Source organism: Flavobacterium sp. UMI-01 (assembly GCF_019656315.1).
Lineage (GTDB): Bacteria > Bacteroidota > Bacteroidia > Flavobacteriales > Flavobacteriaceae > Flavobacterium.
The window spans coordinates 167292-183817 of sequence record NZ_BPLU01000073.1; the positions used below are offsets into that span (position 1 = coordinate 167292).

At 31.7% G+C, this 16526-nt stretch carries 18 protein-coding genes; 11 read left to right on the forward strand and 7 right to left on the reverse strand.

The genetic code is table 11. The features are described 5' to 3' along the window. Positions 1 to 27 precede the first annotated feature (27 nt). Both sucC and K5R64_RS17005 read left to right on the forward strand, forming a co-directional pair. The gene (gene sucC, locus K5R64_RS17000) at positions 28 to 1221 is read left to right on the forward strand and encodes an ADP-forming succinate--CoA ligase subunit beta (protein ID WP_220765140.1); all 1194 of its coding nucleotides are present in this window, start codon (positions 28 to 30) and stop codon (positions 1219 to 1221) included. A gap of 373 nt (positions 1222 to 1594) precedes the next feature. Beyond that, a complete protein-coding gene (locus K5R64_RS17005) occupies positions 1595 to 1930 on the forward strand; it encodes a hypothetical protein (protein WP_220765141.1) in 336 nt (111 codons plus the stop codon). A gap of 147 nt (positions 1931 to 2077) precedes the next feature. On the opposite strand, the gene K5R64_RS17010 is transcribed toward K5R64_RS17005, so the two are convergent. Continuing rightward, positions 2078 to 2362 (reverse strand): DUF3817 domain-containing protein, encoded by a 285-nt coding sequence (locus K5R64_RS17010; RefSeq protein ID WP_220765142.1) that lies wholly within the window; start codon positions 2360 to 2362, stop codon positions 2078 to 2080. A 92-nt stretch (positions 2363 to 2454) separates the two neighbouring features. Between K5R64_RS17010 and K5R64_RS17015 the strand changes: the two genes are divergently transcribed. From K5R64_RS17015 to K5R64_RS17030, 4 genes are all read left to right on the forward strand, one after another. Next, the gene (locus K5R64_RS17015; protein WP_220765143.1) at positions 2455 to 2991 is read left to right on the forward strand and encodes a DUF6155 family protein; all 537 of its coding nucleotides are present in this window, start codon (positions 2455 to 2457) and stop codon (positions 2989 to 2991) included. A gap of 96 nt (positions 2992 to 3087) precedes the next feature. After that, positions 3088 to 4644: a DEAD/DEAH box helicase gene (locus tag K5R64_RS17020; RefSeq protein WP_220765145.1), complete on the forward strand. Its 1557-nt coding sequence runs from the start codon at positions 3088 to 3090 to the stop codon at positions 4642 to 4644. 46 nt (positions 4645 to 4690) lie between these two features. After that, positions 4691 to 6028 (forward strand): DEAD/DEAH box helicase, encoded by a 1338-nt coding sequence (locus K5R64_RS17025; RefSeq protein WP_220765147.1) that lies wholly within the window; start codon positions 4691 to 4693, stop codon positions 6026 to 6028. Positions 6029 to 6058: 30 nt separating this feature from the next. After that, complete coding sequence (locus K5R64_RS17030; protein ID WP_220765149.1) at positions 6059 to 7339, forward strand: NAD(P)/FAD-dependent oxidoreductase; 1281 nt, start codon at positions 6059 to 6061, stop codon at positions 7337 to 7339. A gap of 134 nt (positions 7340 to 7473) precedes the next feature. On the opposite strand, the gene K5R64_RS17035 is transcribed toward K5R64_RS17030, so the two are convergent. The 3 genes from K5R64_RS17035 to K5R64_RS17045 form a co-directional block, all read right to left on the reverse strand. After that, a complete protein-coding gene (locus K5R64_RS17035; protein WP_220765151.1) occupies positions 7474 to 8661 on the reverse strand; it encodes a multidrug effflux MFS transporter in 1188 nt (395 codons plus the stop codon). Positions 8662 to 9057: 396 nt separating this feature from the next. Beyond that, on the reverse strand, positions 9058 to 9498 hold the full coding sequence (locus K5R64_RS17040; protein WP_220765153.1) for a KTSC domain-containing protein: 441 nt from the start codon (positions 9496 to 9498) through the stop codon (positions 9058 to 9060). 171 nt (positions 9499 to 9669) lie between these two features. Next, a complete protein-coding gene (locus K5R64_RS17045) occupies positions 9670 to 9891 on the reverse strand; it encodes a hypothetical protein (protein WP_220765154.1) in 222 nt (73 codons plus the stop codon). A 95-nt stretch (positions 9892 to 9986) separates the two neighbouring features. Here K5R64_RS17045 and K5R64_RS17050 point away from each other — a divergent pair, with 95 nt between their 5' ends. Continuing rightward, on the forward strand, positions 9987 to 10532 hold the full coding sequence (locus K5R64_RS17050; RefSeq protein ID WP_220765155.1) for a hypothetical protein: 546 nt from the start codon (positions 9987 to 9989) through the stop codon (positions 10530 to 10532). Here the strand turns inward: K5R64_RS17050 and K5R64_RS17055 are convergent, their stop codons facing one another. Next, positions 10533 to 10922 carry a response regulator gene (locus K5R64_RS17055; protein WP_255580415.1) on the reverse strand — a complete coding sequence of 130 codons (390 nt, stop codon included), beginning with the start codon at positions 10920 to 10922 and terminating at the stop codon, positions 10533 to 10535. After that, positions 10919 to 13276, reverse strand: coding sequence for a PAS domain S-box protein (locus K5R64_RS17060; protein WP_220765156.1), 2358 nt, complete (start codon positions 13274 to 13276; stop codon positions 10919 to 10921). Before K5R64_RS17060 ends, K5R64_RS17055 begins: the two co-directional genes overlap by 4 nt. Positions 13277 to 13561: 285 nt before the next feature. Between K5R64_RS17060 and K5R64_RS17065 the strand changes: the two genes are divergently transcribed. From K5R64_RS17065 to K5R64_RS17080, 4 genes are all read left to right on the forward strand, one after another. Further along, positions 13562 to 13708, forward strand: coding sequence for a hypothetical protein (locus K5R64_RS17065; protein ID WP_220765157.1), 147 nt, complete (start codon positions 13562 to 13564; stop codon positions 13706 to 13708). A gap of 14 nt (positions 13709 to 13722) precedes the next feature. Continuing rightward, entirely contained in the window at positions 13723 to 13950 is a 228-nt protein-coding gene (locus K5R64_RS17070; protein ID WP_220765158.1) for a hypothetical protein, read from the forward strand. Positions 13951 to 13969: 19 nt separating this feature from the next. Then, positions 13970 to 14347 (forward strand): YchJ family protein, encoded by a 378-nt coding sequence (locus K5R64_RS17075; protein WP_220765159.1) that lies wholly within the window; start codon positions 13970 to 13972, stop codon positions 14345 to 14347. Positions 14348 to 15074: 727 nt separating this feature from the next. Next, a complete protein-coding gene (locus tag K5R64_RS17080; RefSeq protein WP_220765160.1) occupies positions 15075 to 15584 on the forward strand; it encodes a CAP domain-containing protein in 510 nt (169 codons plus the stop codon). 490 nt (positions 15585 to 16074) lie between these two features. Here the strand turns inward: K5R64_RS17080 and K5R64_RS17085 are convergent. Then, the coding region (locus K5R64_RS17085; RefSeq protein WP_220764064.1) for an OmpA family protein at positions 16075 to 16526 on the reverse strand (452 nt) is incomplete at its 5' end.

Consider the following 16526-nt stretch of genomic DNA (forward strand, 5'->3'; position numbering starts at 1 on the left):
ATTCAGGGTCCAGATAAAATCTATATTATGAACATACACGAATATCAAGGTAAAGAAATTTTAGCTAGCTACGGAGTTCGCGTGCAACGCGGAATAGTGGCTAATAATGCAGTAGAAGCGGTAGCAGCTGCAAAACAATTAACTGCTGAAACTGGTACAGGTTGGCACGTTATTAAAGCTCAGGTTCACGCAGGTGGACGTGGTAAAGGTGGTGGTGTTAAATTGGCTAAAAATTTAGATCAAGTTGCTGAAATTGCTGGTCAAATCATCGGAATGCAATTGGTAACTCCTCAAACATCTGCTGAGGGGAAAAAAGTACACAAAGTATTAGTTGCTGAAGATGTATATTATCCAGGAGAAAGTGAAACTTCTGAATTTTATGTTTCCGTATTATTGAATAGAGCTACTGGTCGTAATATGATTATGTATTCTACTGAAGGTGGAATGGATATTGAAGAAGTTGCTGAGCATACTCCGCATTTAATCTTTACTGAGGAAATTGATCCTGCGGTAGGATTACAAGGTTTTCAAGCTAGAAGAATCGCTTTTAACTTAGGCGTAACTGGAAATGCTTTTAAAGAAATGGTGAAATTCATTGATGCGTTATACAAAGCTTATATTGGTTCTGACGCTTCTATGTTTGAAATTAACCCTGTTTTGAAAACATCTGATGATAAAATTTTGGCTGTAGATGCTAAAGTAAATATTGATGATAATGCTTTGTACAGACAAAGAGCGTATGCTGAAATGCGTGATGTTCTTGAGGAAAACCCTATCGAAGTTGAGGCTAAAGAAGTAGGATTAAACTATGTTGACCTTGATGGAACTGTAGGGTGTATGGTAAACGGTGCTGGATTAGCAATGGCAACTATGGACTTAATTAAGTATGCTGGTTTTGAGCCTGCAAACTTCTTAGATGTAGGAGGAACTGCTGACGCAAAACGTGTTGAAACAGCTTTCCGTATCATCTTAAAGGATCCAAACGTAAAAGCAATTTTGATTAACATTTTTGGTGGTATCGTTCGTTGTGATCGTGTGGCACAAGGTGTTGTTGATGCTTATAAAAATATGGGAGACGCTATTAAAGTGCCAATCATCGTTCGTTTACAAGGTACAAATGCCGAAATTGCAAAAGAATTAATTGATAATTCAGGTATGCCAATTTTGTCAGCTGTTGCTTTCCAAGAAGCTGCAGACCAAGTACAAGCTGCTTTATCATAATTGAAAAGTAAATAAAGTGTTATTTTTATAACACATCATTATAAAAATCCTGAGTACTGCTCAGGATTTTTTTTATGCTAAATTTAAAGGAAAACTACTGTAAGGTTATTGGAATGTTAATGATAAGAATAGCTCCATTAGATGAATATTTAAGGGGTGTTTTGCTTTTTTATTGTTAAAAACGCATCGATACTAGTTTAATTTTTTATGGTTGGTATTTTTTCAAGAAATAAAATAGTTAAACAATTTTTTTACTTTTTTTATGCATTTTACCATTGCGTTAAGTCCTTGCAACATGCTGTTTTGTTTGTGAGTAAGACTGTAATTTTGTCTTGTAATAAGAAAATAAGTCAAATTATAACGATAAGTAACAATGAAAAAAATAGCATTAATAATAGCGTTCTTTTTAATGATGGGTTCAGTTGTTGAGGCCAAAGCATTAAAACCTAAAAAGAGACAATTGTCCACTACTACGGAACTAACTAATTTTTTAACTCCTGATCGTGCGGTAGGCGAACTAGAAAGTCCAACCTTGGTAAAAGTAAGGATTAGAGTGAACTCCAATAGAGAGATTATTGTTTTGCATACGGATACCGATAATTCGGAATTGAGCAACTACATTATTGAAAAATTAAATTATAAAAAACTATTAACTGACGATATCCAGTTGGATAAAGACTATGTTTTTGAAGTAAATTTTCAGTCTTAACGATAAAATTTCAAATGCAGATGAATTTGGAATTTGGTATTCAAGAATAGCTAAATTATTTTATAAAAAAAATGTTCATTGCAGTTTGAAAGCATGAACATTTTTTGTTTATATAGTAAGCCAGGGGTTAATTCCTAAGAGGTGTTTTTAAGCAGTAGCTAAATATTTTTTATCGATATAAAAAGTGCCAAACGGTATTAACGAAGCTACTAGAATAATTCCTAATGTCTTCCAATCCCAGTTTTGAGCCTTTTTTAATAGTATGGCTAAGCCTACATAACCAATAAACAAGATGCCATGGCTCATTCCGATAGGGTATAGTAAGGTGTGGTATAATTCAGGATTAGTGGTTTTAATGAAAAGCATATTTGAAAATAAAACCAAATAAGATATTCCTTCTAATATAGCGGTGATTTTGAAAAGTTTGAACATGATGTTTTTGTTTTTGGGCAAAAATAAACAATAACATTGGCTTAAATATCATATATTGAGCAATTTTAACGTTGTTTTTGTGTTTTTTAACTATGAGTAAAAGAGAATTAAAAAAATATTTGATTGAGTTGAATAAAGAACAACTCGAGGAGCAGATTATTTCTTTGTATGATAAGTTTTTGCCTGTAAAAACCTATTATGATTTTGTTTTTAACCCAAAGGAAGAAGTGTTATTACGAGAGAGTAAACTTAAGATCTCGAACGAATTTTTTCCAGTAAAAACGACGGGAAAAAGGAGCAAGCCTAAGATGCGACGTTCTGTTGCCCAAAAGCACATCAAGCAATTTTTACTTTTAGGAGTAGATCCTTTTATTACTGCCGATTTAATGTTATATACTATTGAAATTGCGTTGGCATTTTCAGCAGAAAACAAGAATAGACTTGAGTCTTTTTACAAAAGCATCTTCAATTCTTATGAGCAAGCGGTGCGTTTTGTTATTGCAAATGGCATGGTTGCTGCGTTTGAAAAAAGAATTATAGCCATACATAATGAAATTTTAGTGCAAAAATGGAAAAATCAAGCGCAATTTAATGCGATTATAGAACTATTTGAACGGGAAAACAATTAGAATTCCTATTTATTTAAAGATTATCTATCTTTTTGTTTAATTATAACCGTTTAACTGTTTTTTAGACGTATTTTTGCAAAAAATCAATAATAGATAATGCTCGAAAACATTTTAGAAGTAGAAAAAGAAGAGAAAAAAGAACTTTATGCGTATCAGCAAGGCGATATTGACGCCATTTTTGAACGTATAGATAATGGACCAAAGCAACATCATCTTTTGTACCAACTACCTACTGGTGGTGGAAAAACGGTGATTTTTTCTGAAATTGTTCGTAGGTATCTTTCCAAACACGATAAAAAAGTTGTCGTTTTAACACATAGGATTGAGTTGTGTAAGCAAACCTCCAAGATGTTAAAAGGTTTTGGAGTAAAAAATAAAATCATCAACAGTAAGGTAAAAGACCTTCCAGACCAAAATGATTTTTCATGTTTTGTAGCTATGGTCGAAACTTTGAAAAACCGAATCAATGATGAAAAATTGCATTTGGACAATATTGGTTTGGTAATCATTGATGAGGCACATTATAATTCGTTTAGAAAATTATTAAACTCGTTTAAAAACGCTTTTATTTTAGGAGTTACCGCTACACCATTAAGTTCGAATATCAAGTTGCCAATGCATCAGAGCTATGACGAATTAATTGTAGGCGATACGATTGCGTCTTTAATTGAAAAAGGATTCTTAGCTCGTGCTGTTACCTATAGTTATGATGTAGGATTAACTTCGCTGAAAGTGGGAATCAATGGAGATTATACTGTAAAATCATCCGATGATTTATATACAAATACGATGATGCAAGAAAAATTATTGCATGCTTATACCGAAAGATCATTAGGTAAGAAAACCCTAATTTTTAATAACGGTATTAATACTTCGTTGTATGTATATGATACTTTTAGAGAAGCGGGTTACCCTATTCGCCATTTAGACAATACTAGTAGTAATGAGGAGCGAAAAGAGATTTTATATTGGTTCAAGCACACACCCGATGCTATTTTAACTTCTGTTGGAATCTTAACGACGGGTTTTGATGAACCTACAGTAGAAACCATCATTTTGAATAGAGCAACTAAGTCTCTTACTTTATATTTTCAAATGATAGGTCGTGGTTCTCGAAAATTAGCCAATAAAGAAGAATTTACTGTTATCGATTTAGGAAATAACGCAGCTCGTTTTGGGTTATGGAGTGAGCCAGTCAATTGGCAACATATTTTTAAATCACCTGAATTTTATCTTGAAAATTTAAGAGACGATTCGGAAATTGAATTGCATTTTAAATATTCTATGCCACCAGAATTGCGTGCTAAGTTTAGTAAAACTGCTGATGTAACTTTTGATGTCGATGAAGAACACAAACAAGCGATTGCACAGAATTTACGTTCAAAGGTAGTGCTCGAAAAATCGTTAGACCAACACGCTTCGATGTGTGTGGATAACACTGAGGATTTAAAAGAGGCTAGATTGTTATCCAAAGAGTTGGATCAAGATATAGAATGCCGAATCAAAAGGTATTCTAAATGTTTGAGTCAGTGTAGTAAAAATTACCGAGAGTGGTTAGTAGATGACTACAAACAAAAATTGACGCTATTGATAGGCAAAAAATATAGAGAAAAAATATTGCGAGAGTTAGAAGAAGAAGATGATGAGGAATAATAAGTAGAGATTCTAAAATTTAATTGATTAAAACAAGTTCATTATCATGACAAAACAATTCTCGGATTTAGGAATTTCGGCACCAATTCTGCAAGCACTTACGGCATTAAATATTGTTGAACCTACAGAAATTCAGCAAAAAACAATTCCGTTATTACTGCGCAACACAACAGATTTAGTAGGTATCGCTAAAACAGGTACTGGTAAAACAGCTGCTTTTGGCCTGCCCTTACTTCAACTGGTATCTACAGAAGTTGCAACAATACAAGCAGTAATTTTGGTTCCCACACGAGAATTAGGACATCAAATTTTTAGTAATCTTGAATCTTTTGGTAAAAATATTTCAGGGATTTCAATTGTTTCCACTTGTGGAGGAGTTCCTATCAAACCTCAAATAGAAAGATTAAAACAACCCACTCATATTTTAGTGGCCACACCTGGTAGATTAGTCGATTTGATTCAACGTCAAGCGATTGATTTATCGGCTACCGCCTTTTTAGTGTTAGATGAAGCTGACGAAATGGTTTCTATACTTAAAGAGAGTTTGGACGAAATAGTAGCTTCTTTGCCTAAAAATCATAAAACCATATTGTTTTCTGCAACTTTACCAGGAACAATCAAGCAATTGATACAGAATTATTTGAATAAAAATGTTGTTCAAATTAATGCTGATATGGAAACAGTAGGGAATCAAGGAATTCAACATCAATATGTAGTTGTAGAACCCATTGAAAAATTGGAAGTGTTGATGCATTTTCTAAATAGTAAAGAGGGAGAACGCGGTATAATTTTTTGTAAAACAAAAGCAGCGGTCAATAAGTTAGCAAAAAATTTAGCGATAAACCGTTTTTCGTCGGGGGCAATTCATGGGAGTTTGACCCAAGGTATTCGAGACCGAATTATGGAGCAATTTCGGGAAGGACATATCAATATATTGGTAGCTACTGATTTGGCAGCAAGAGGAATCGATGTCAAAGAGGTTTCGTATGTAGTCAATTACCATTTGCCAGACACTTATGAAAATTATGTTCATCGTAGCGGAAGAACTGCGAGAGCAGGAGGAGAAGGATTATCCTTGACCGTATTACAACAAGAAGAAGTAGCCCAAATTGCTGATTTTGAAAAAGAATTAGGAATTACTTTTCACCCTTTTCAAAAACCATCTGAATTGAGTATTGAAAACAACAATACATTATTATGGGCCAAACAAATTTTTAAGACCAAACCCAATCACGATGTGGATGCGGAGCTAAAAACCAAAATCAAAACCATTTTTCATCATTTGACGAAAGAAGAACTTGTTGAAAAAGTTTTGGCTAATTATTTATTGCAAAATAAAGTGATAACCGTTGAAAAACCTGAAAAAAAAGTAAAGAAGAACTAAAAACAAAAAAAATATACTAAAAAAAAACTTATGGAAATCGTAATCATCGGAGGTGGTTTTGCAGGAATGAATCTAGCAAAAGAGCTATTGAATCAAGACGGGGTTCATGTAACTTTAGTTGATAAAAATAACTACAATTTTTTTCCACCCTTAATTTATCAGGTAGCCACTGCTTATTTAGAGCCCTCAAGTATTAGTTATCCCTTTCGTAAATTTTTTGCAGGCAAAAAGAATTTACAGTTTCGATTAGGTGAATTTCAAGAGGTGGTACCAAAAGAAAATAAAGTTATTTTAAGTAATGGAGAATTACATTATGACCAATTGATTTTTGCTACTGGAGCTGAAACGAGTTATTTTGGGATGGAAAATGTTAAAAAGAATGCCATTCCAATGAAAACCTTGAATGACGCTATCGTAATGCGAAATACATTGTTGAAAAATTTGGAGAAAGCTGCAATTACCAAAGACATTCGTAAACGTCGTAAATTATTAACCATTGTAGTTGCTGGTGGAGGTCCTACAGGGGTCGAAATTTCAGGAATGTTTGCTGAAATGCGTAAAAATATTTTGTTGAAAGAATATCCAGAATTAGGTACAACCGCTAGTAATATTTATCTAGTTGATGGGGCACCTGCGTTGTTGACTCCCATGAGTAAAAAATCTCAAGAAGATACCTATAAGGCCATTACTGAATTAGGTGTAGTGGTTAAATTGAACAACAATGTTGTAGATTATGTAGATGATACTGTTTATTTTGCCAACGGAGAAACCATTCAGACCAAAAATTTGATTTGGGCGGCAGGGGTAACTGCAAGAGAATATAAAGGATTGGCACCGGAGTCTTATGGACGAGGAAAACGATTGATAACAGATGCTTATAATAAAATTGAAGGTACTGAAAACATTTATGCGATAGGAGATACATGTATTCAATTTAACGATTCAAAGTTCCCACAAGGGCATCCTCAGGTAGCTCAAGTTGCCATTCAACAAGGAATTAATTTGGCTAAAAATTTCAAATTGAAATTAAACAACAAACCACAAGTTCCTTTTATTTATAATGATAAAGGAGCGATGGCAATTATAGGGAAGAATAAAGCAGTAGTTGATTTGCCAAAACCAGAAATGCATTTTAATGGTTTTTTTGCTTGGATTATTTGGTTATTTATCCACTTGATTTCATTAATTACCTATAGAAACAAGGTGAAAACGTTCTACAACTGGATGGTTGCTTATTTTTCAAAAGACAATTCTTTGCGTATGATTATTCGCCCAGATAAAAAAACACCTAAAACCATTAGTGAAGTTTAGAAGTGGAATGATTTTAAATTGAAAATATAACCGTTAAGTTATTCTGTTTTATGTAGTGGAATCCTTTTCGAGTATAATTTAATATAAGAGCCAATTTAATACGTCCCCGTATTAAATTGGCTTTTTTGGGTAAATCAATGTTTGATATTTCTTTTTCCTAAAGTCAAAAACACTAAGGCAGAAAGTGTGGTTGTAGTCAAGATTACAACCATAGGAGTTATGGTGTCAACAACAAATTCGCTTACAGTAAATGATGCAATGGCGCCAAGACCCAATTGTAAAGCCCCCATTAACGCAGATGCACTTCCTGTATTTTTAGTAAAAGGAGCCAAGCTAAGTCCTGCTGTGTTGGGGTTCGAAATACCTAAACAGCCCAAGAACAGGAATAATAAAGCAATCGTTTCATATAGTCCTAATTGGCCTGTTAATGACGCTATCAAAAAGACAAGGACAATAATAGACTGCATTATTAATGCAGCAAACACCATTTGTTCACTCGAAAATTTTCGTAATAGAGCAGAATTAAGTTGGCTAGCTCCAATAAAGCTGACTGACATAAACGCAAAAATCCAACCATACGTTTTAGCATCCACATCATAAATGTGCATAAAGAGAATAGGGGATGCAGCCACATAAGTAAACAAACCTGAAAAAGAGATAGCACCAGTTAAGGCATAAGTATAAAACTGCGGTTTTTGAATTACGCTTATGAAATTTTTTATGATAGGTTTTGGTTTTAGTGAAAGGGTGACATCGGGGGTATAAGTAGTAGGTAATCCTAATTGTGAGGCCGCAAGTATGACTATGCCTAGTACCATTAATATAAAAAATACCGCTTGCCAACCAAAACCTTCAGTAACATAACCGCCAATAGTAGGAGCTAACATAGGAGACAATCCAACTACAAGCATAAGTTTGGCAAATACTTTGGGCATTTCTTTAGGAGGAAATAAATCTCTGACCATCGTTACCGAGGCTACAGCAGCCGCACAACTTCCCACGGCTTGAATGAATCGAAGTCCGATAAAAAGTGAAATATCATTCACAAAAACACAACCCAATGATGCGATAATGTAAACCATTAAACCTAAAAATAACGGTTTTTTTCTACCAAATCGATCCAATAAAGGTCCGTATAATAATTGACCTGCTGAGATACCGATGAAATAACTGGAGAGCGTCATTGCAACTTTCCCGACACTAGTGTTTAGGTCTCTTGCAATTCCTGAAAATCCCGGCAGATACATATCAATAGAAAATGGTCCTAAGGCAGTTAGCGAACCTAAAATTAAAATTGTTTTGAATTTACTAGACTTTGTCATTAAAATTGTTTTTCTTGTAAAAGTTCTATTTTAGAGAATAAATGTAAGTTTTATTTGGATAAAAATAGAAAATTACACTTTTGTTAATTTATTACGACGGTGTTAATGTTAATAATATGTTAAAAAAAGGATTTGAATTAAACCTAATTCAGATTTTACATTCTAACCTATAAATGTTTTTAAAAATAATTTTAATAGTTTAAAATAGTTAAAAGTTGTAGTCGTATACAGTTTATTTTAATTTTTTAGATAACATTTAAAAGAGTAATATTCTATTGGTTAGTTTGGCGGTCCACCTTGTTTTTATATGGGGTGGATCGTTTTTTTTTTAGTTGAGTCAAAATAAAAAAAAGCTGTCTAATTAGACAGCTTCTCAATATATAAGATATAAATTTCTTAATCTTGGTTGATTGTTTTTCTGTATGGAAAAGCATTGAAAATGTGTCTTTTAGCAAAACGTCCTGGAGAATCAGCATTGACCATTTTTACGTAAGTTGCTTTAGGAACACTGATGTATTCGTAAACACTTCCATTAGAGAAATTAACGATTAATCGCCCTTCTGCATATTTATAATCTGTAATAGTTGCAGTTGTGATGGTTTCGTTATACTCAGGTAAATTTGCTTTAATCGTTTCAGGATTGATACTTACTAAAAAGTGGTAAGCTTCAATAATTTTTTTACTGTTTTCTTCTGCTTCTTTAAGTCCAGCTTCGTCACCTTGAAATTTATCAGGATGAGAATCTTTCATCGCATTACGATAAATGGTTTTAAGCTCTTTTAATTGTACTGTTTTGTCTACGTTAAGTAGCTTGCGGTATTCAACTATTTTTTTCATAAATTAAGGTAACTGCTTGTCTATTAGTTTGAAATTAAGTTTTTTAAAATTCCAAAATCAACAATTTTTTGCAAAGGTACACTTTTTTTTAAGTTTTTAGCCGTGTTCCAAAAAATATTGAGAAGACAAGTTCAATTAAAAGTTTTTTAATTTTTTATTAGCTTAAAAAAATTAAGCGGGTTTGTTATTGGCTTTGTCAAAATTTTTAGATTTCTTAGGGTACTTTTGATAGCTTTTGTCACTAGGATTTTCGATTACCGATTTTATTGTAATCATATCGCCTACTTGATGCTTGGCCACCACCATCTGATAATCCAAAAGATAGGCTCCACAAAAGAAATTATTATTTTCATCTTTTTCTATAATTCCTGTATAAACTCCTTTTTGTAACATCTTTTATTTATTAAATGGATAATTGTAATTGCTGGCAAAGTTAGTCAATTAAGGAGAGTAATAGGGTCTTTATTTACTTCTTATTATATTTGCTTATGCAAAAAAAATACAAACCCAGTCCAAATTCTTTCAAACATACTTTTTGTGAATTCCATGAAGTAGCCTTAGAGGAAATTAATGGTCTTGATGTTCAGTTTCAAAGCAAATCAGGAAGTACGTATTATTATACATTAGAAGGCATGTACCGTTTCTCTAATCATTGGGGTAGATTGGCTAATTGCAAATGGAGGTTACTGCCACTTACGCCTCCTACTGAAAATAAATTCAAATTAGGTTTTGCTAGATGGGATTATTTTTATCCAGATAAAGAGGATGAAAAATTATATTTTATTGAAGTTGATTACCCAAATAACACAGTCAATTATCAACATAAAAACAGTGTAACTTATGATGGTTTAGCTGTTTTACGTACTAGTTTTGAAGTTACCAAAAAAATAAAGCAGATTAGAAATTTGCAACAATTAACCTCTTGGGCAAAGTATTTTGAATATGAGGATTTGGAAAATCTTCGTCAATCGATCATACAAGAATTGGTTTATACTGAAAAAACCTTGGATGAAATCAAAGCACAATTTTTATAATTAATTATTAGCTATAAAAGTTAAATCTTCAAGTTTAATAGGTTTTGATAAATAGCCCAAAATGGAAGTGTTATTTTTAGCTTTTTCTTTGTCTTCAAAAGCAATAGAGGAGCTTGAGATGTAGATGTTGGGAATCAAAAGGGAATTGATTTTTTTAATTTCATCCATAAACCCCCAACCATCCATAATAGGCATTTCGATATCTAATAAAATAATATCTGGAATATTGCAATTTTCATTTATGTTGGCAGTAAGAGCTAGGATGGCTTCTTTCCCATTTGAAAATGAGGTTACGGTTGAAAATAAATTGGATTTATCTATTATTTTCATCATGATGATTTTGTAGATGGGGTCGTCATCTATTAGCCAAATGGATTTTTTTTGAATCATGAAATGAAAATTTTAAAAGTAGTGCCCATGTTTACTTCACTTTCAATAGTTATTTTACCTCCCATTGCTTCTATTTGATTTTTAGTAATAAATAAACCAACTCCTTTGGAATCTGGATTATTGCTAAAGGTTTTATACATACCAAAAAGTTTTGAACCGTGTTTTTTTAAATCAATTCCTATGCCGTTATCTGAAATTTGGAGAACTTTTTTATTGTTTTCAGAGGAGAGAGAAATAGAAATGATAGCTTTTCTATCTGGATGCCTGTATCGAATAGCATTCGAAATGAGATTGTATAAAATACTTTCTAAATATGCTGGATTGTAAATTATTTCAGTGTCAGGAGTTACTGTAGACACAATCTCGACGTCATTTGTAATGATATTATTAGATAAGACTTTCAATGTATTGTCGATGTAGTTTTTTAAGTTGATTGTTTCGGTTACCAATCCAACATTCGATTGGATGTTTACAATTTCGTTTAAATTTTCTAAGGTTTCATTCAATGCAGTGGAAACCCTTTTTAGCAATAACACATATTCATTAGTCTCCTCGACAGAATCTGATGTTTCAATCAAATCAGTTAAGGAGGTGATATTGCTAGTATGAGATCTTAAATTATGAGAAACAATGTAAGAAAAATTAAGCAATCTCTTGTTTTGTTCGGAGACTAGTTTGAAAGAATTATTTAAATCTTGTTCAATTTCCTTTGTTTTAGTGATGTCAATCATGATGCCTCTAAGGAACTTTGGTTTGTTATTTTCTGAAATAACATTGACGATGTCTCTGAGCCAAACTACATTCCCGTTTTTTGCTATCATACGGTATTCGAAATCGTGATCAAGGTTTTGAATGGTTTTTTCGTTACAAAAACCTAATGTTTGATTTTTATCATCGGGATGGATGTGGTTTTCCCAAAAATGGGGTGTAGTAAGCCATTCTTCAGACGTATAACCTAAAATATCTTTTACTTTTTGACTAACGAAAGTAAATTCTAAGGTTTCAGCATTACATTCCCATACTATTCCATCAATGGTGTTGATTAACGATTCAATTCTTTTTTGGTATTCTCTTGATTTTTCTTCTGCTCTTTTACGTTTGTTGATGTTTTCGATTATAGAAATATAGCTCGATTCCTCAGGATTTGCTTTTAATAAATTAGAAACGGTAAGTTTTACCCATAAAATTTCCCCATTTTTTTTAAAATATCTTTTTTCCAAAGCATATTTATCAATTGTTCCTTTCTTAAGTTTTTCTAAATGTTCTAAATCTTTTGCTAAATCCTTTGGATGTGTTATTTCCATGAAAGATTTGTTTTTTAGCTCTTCTTGTGTATAGCCAAGGAGTTTGCAAAATTTAGAATTTAATTCGATAAATGTTCCTGTATTTTTTTCCACATTAGCCATCCCTACAGCTGCTTGTTCAAAAAAAGATTTAAATTTCATCTCACTATTTAGTAAGTGTTGGGCTTGATTAGCTACTAAAATTTGAAGTTTTTCAGGTTTTTCTAGCGTATTTGCAGTAAAATAACCAAATAAAACTGCTAGGATGAAACCTAATATTGCAATCATTATTAAGTGAGAATCGATAAGATACTTTGATTCTTTGTCGATAAGGTATAATTTCCAATCCCCATCGGTTATCATACTGGAAACATAATTCTTGTCAAGAAAATCTTTGGATTCCTTTAAAAAGAAAGTTTCTTGAGACGTATTAGGGTCTATTTTTGATAGTTGAAGAAAGTATTTTGAACTGTCTTTTGGATTTAATTCAAAAAAATTAACTAATTTTTCTAATCGAATTATAACAGCTGAAAATCCCCAAAATTTATTGTTTTTATAAACAGGTAGCCTTCCTACAATTCCTTGACCACCTTGAACCAATTCAAATGGACCAGCAAAATACATTTTTTGATTGGCAATCGATTTTAATGCTTCTTTTCGGTGTTTTTTTGAATTTAAAATATCCAAGCCAATGGCTTTTTTATTTTCTTCATAAGGATAAACATATTTGATTACTCCTTTAGGAACGAGTTGTACAGCATTAATGTTTTGGTTGGAAGCCAAAAGCTTTTTTGCAATTGTATCAAAATTAACGGGAATTCCTTCGTCATTAAGCGTTAACGCAAGAGTCAACGTGGTGGTATAACTATTTTTTAGTGATTTTTCAATGTCTTTTTGAATCACTTTTAAATAGTTGTTCATTTCGTCTTGTTTTTCTTTTTTCAATAAAGCGTATTGTTGAAAAACCACATAAGAAACAATCAAATTGAGACATAAAAAAATAATGATTCCTATAGTTTTTGGTTTACTTAAAGAATGTTTAAAGGATGTAATTATTTTTTTTGAACTCATGTTTTAAAGAAAGCTGCTGATAACCGATATAATTTTAGTCTTTATTAAGATACCCTGATAAAACAAATATAAGGATTAATAGAGGTTTAGGGCATAAAATACTGAATAAATTAGGGTTAAGTTTTACTTTTTTTTTTAAATAATTCTCGTTAGTATTTCTTTGAATAGAAGTGTTTTTGATGTTGTGATTTGTAATTAACACTTTAAATACGAAAAGAAAAGTGAGACCTATTTTAGTATTGGCTGTGAATGGCTATATTTGGAGATTAATAAAAGCAATAGGCAATGGGTAGAAATAACGAAAAAAATATTAAGAAGCATAACGATAAATTGCATAAAGCGCAAGAAAAAACAAAACAAGCTGCGATGCTTCGAAAAGAGAAGTTAAAAGAAATTGCCAAAAAATATAACGAAAGTAAACAAACAAAATAATTGAGAGCAATAAGATGGAGAAAAATAAATTTTCAGGAATAAAAGAGAGTGTTCAGGAAATAATTGATTTAATAGCTACAAAAGATAAGATTTCAGCAGGTAATAAATTGATAGTTCTAAGTGAGCAATTGGATGAATTATTAGACTTTGCAGAGGAAGATGAAGAATTAATTGAAATTAGCAAATATCAGGTATTGTTAAATCAATTGTTTATGAAAATTAATCCGGAGGTTGAAGATTAAATTTTAAAATTAATTAAAAATGGAGTGTTATTGTTGTTCAGGTAAAATGTTTAAAGAATGTTGTGCTCCTTTTTTGTTAGGAGTAAAACAACCAGCAAGCGCGACTGAATTGATGCGTTCCCGATATGTTGCTTTTGCGACGCAGCAGATTGATTATCTTATAGCAACAACTCATTTTTCTACACGTCAATTTCATCATAAAGACGAAGTATTGGAATGGGCTGTATCCAATAAATGGTTGCGATTAGAAGTTTTGGAAGCGACTATGAATACGGTCACATTTAAAGCGTTTTATGAAAATATTGCTTCAGGCCAAAAACAAGTCCACCATGAATTATCAACTTTTAAAAATGAAAATGGAATTTGGTTTTATGTGGATGGCCAATTTTTATCTTAATGAAGGTAGAATAATTTTTTTTAAGGCATTTTTCAGAATGCGAGTATTGTAAAGAAAAGGCTCTGATTTTGTAATCAGGGCTTTTTTTTGATAGGGTTCAAAATTTTAGGTATTTAAAATGTAGAAACTAACCCGTTGGGTGTAATTAGTTTACTTAAACGCTTTTCTCTTACTATAGAAATATAATTTTCTAGAAAACAAATCTAAAGGAGTAGATTTTCAGAAAATTAGAATTGCTTTTTCAGAAAATTTGTATTGAGAACAAGAAAAATAGCAGCACAAACGGTTCTCGGTACATGTCACTTTGAGTGCGGAGCCTATCGAGAAGTTTTGTTTCGTTTCTTTTCACTAAAAACCTCGAAACTGACGTTTTTTAATAATTACACCCAACGCATTAGAAACCAATATTATTTTTTCTTTTTTTTATTGGCATGAAAACTCGTTTTATGAGAGATAATTTTAAATTTTTTTAATTTTTGGACTTTCCTTCATTAGTTTGAAGGGGTTTTTAACAGGTATAATTCATTTTTTTATAAAAGTTATGTCTTGTTTTTTTATTATTTTGTAAGAAAAGTATATTTTATAATTTTATTTTGTGCATTTCGTCGATTTTTTTACGCATTTAAACGATGTATTGTGTAGTTTTGGTTTAAGAAAATGAAAGAGAAATAATAATCATATTAAAGTTTTTTGCCCCACAATCTACTTTAAACTTAAACTACTACTTATGAAAGCAAATTTACTTCGTTTTGTATTACTTACAGCAGTGATCTTTACAATGAATTCTTGTTCATCAGATTCAACTGAATCAGCTAATGAAAATACATCAAATCAAACAGCCAAAGTTGTGAATTATGAATACAATGAATTAGAAGTCGCAACAATGGATTTGATTAATGAATACCGCGTTAGTGTAGGTTTAAATAAATTAGAAAGAATAAACCATATTTCGTACAAATCTGAAGAACATGATGATTATATGATTGCTAATAAAGTTGTAAACCATAATAATTTTGTGGCACGTTCAGAGAATATTATTTCTGTTTTAGGTGCAACAAAAGTAGGTGAAAATGTTGCTTACAATTTTAAAACTGCAGAATCAGTGGTGTCAGCTTGGTTAAATAGTCCAGCACATAAAGAAAATATCGTTGGAAATTATACTCATTTTGGAATAGCAATCAAAACAGATCCAGAAACTGGGAAAAAATATTATACTAACATTTTTGCAAAAATTTAATTATTCATTGTTTAATTTAAAAGTTGAATTTTATGAAAAAAGTGAAAAATGTATTTTTTAAAACGAGTAAAATATTGTGGAAATTAATCACAAGATAATTTTTAAATTTTTTGTTAAGTAGATTAGTTATTATTTAATCAAGGTTGTTGTATTCTCAATACAGCAACCTTAATTTTTTTTGGGGTCTTTTTTCATAAATTTAATGTTCTCCTTAGGTTAAAAATCCCTCTTATTTTTATGTGACTTATTTATGATTGTTTATTTGTTTGCTTTTGTATCTAATTGTAAGAAAAAATTATACCGAATACCTGTTTCAAATTTTAACGATTGCCAAACCCGTAGAAGCTAGTAGGGGAAATGAATTTTGGGAGTACTCTCAATAGTTTTTGTTATGTTAGTTGTAAAGCATTTTCAGTTGAGATACTCCAATAAAAAAAGCTTATTCAAAAGGAACAAGCTTTTTGGAGTGGTTTTATATTTGGTATAGGGATTACAAATCAGTAATAATAAATTCCGAACGTCTATTTTGTTGGTGTTCTTCTTCGGTACATTTTACACCGTCAGTACAACGGTTTACTAGTTGGTATTCGCCGTATCCTTTCCCGGTTAGTCTATTTGGGTTTACTCCATTGTCAACTAACCAAGCGATGGTAGATTTGGCTCTTCTGTCGGACAAAGCTTCATTGTATTTGAAAGAAGCTCTACTATCGGTATGCGAACGAATATCAAGTTTCATATTAGGATATTGTTTTAGGACATCTAATATTTTTTCTAAATCCAAAGCGGCTTCGTGTCTAATATTTGATTTGTCTAGGTCAAAGTAAATCATTTTGATACCAAAGCACTTGCCTAAATCGTCACCAATTGCGACTTTACAAGTGATTTTTTCCAAAGCGATATTCAACTCTGTTTTTCCGTTGTCTTTCCCTAGAGTAATTTTTT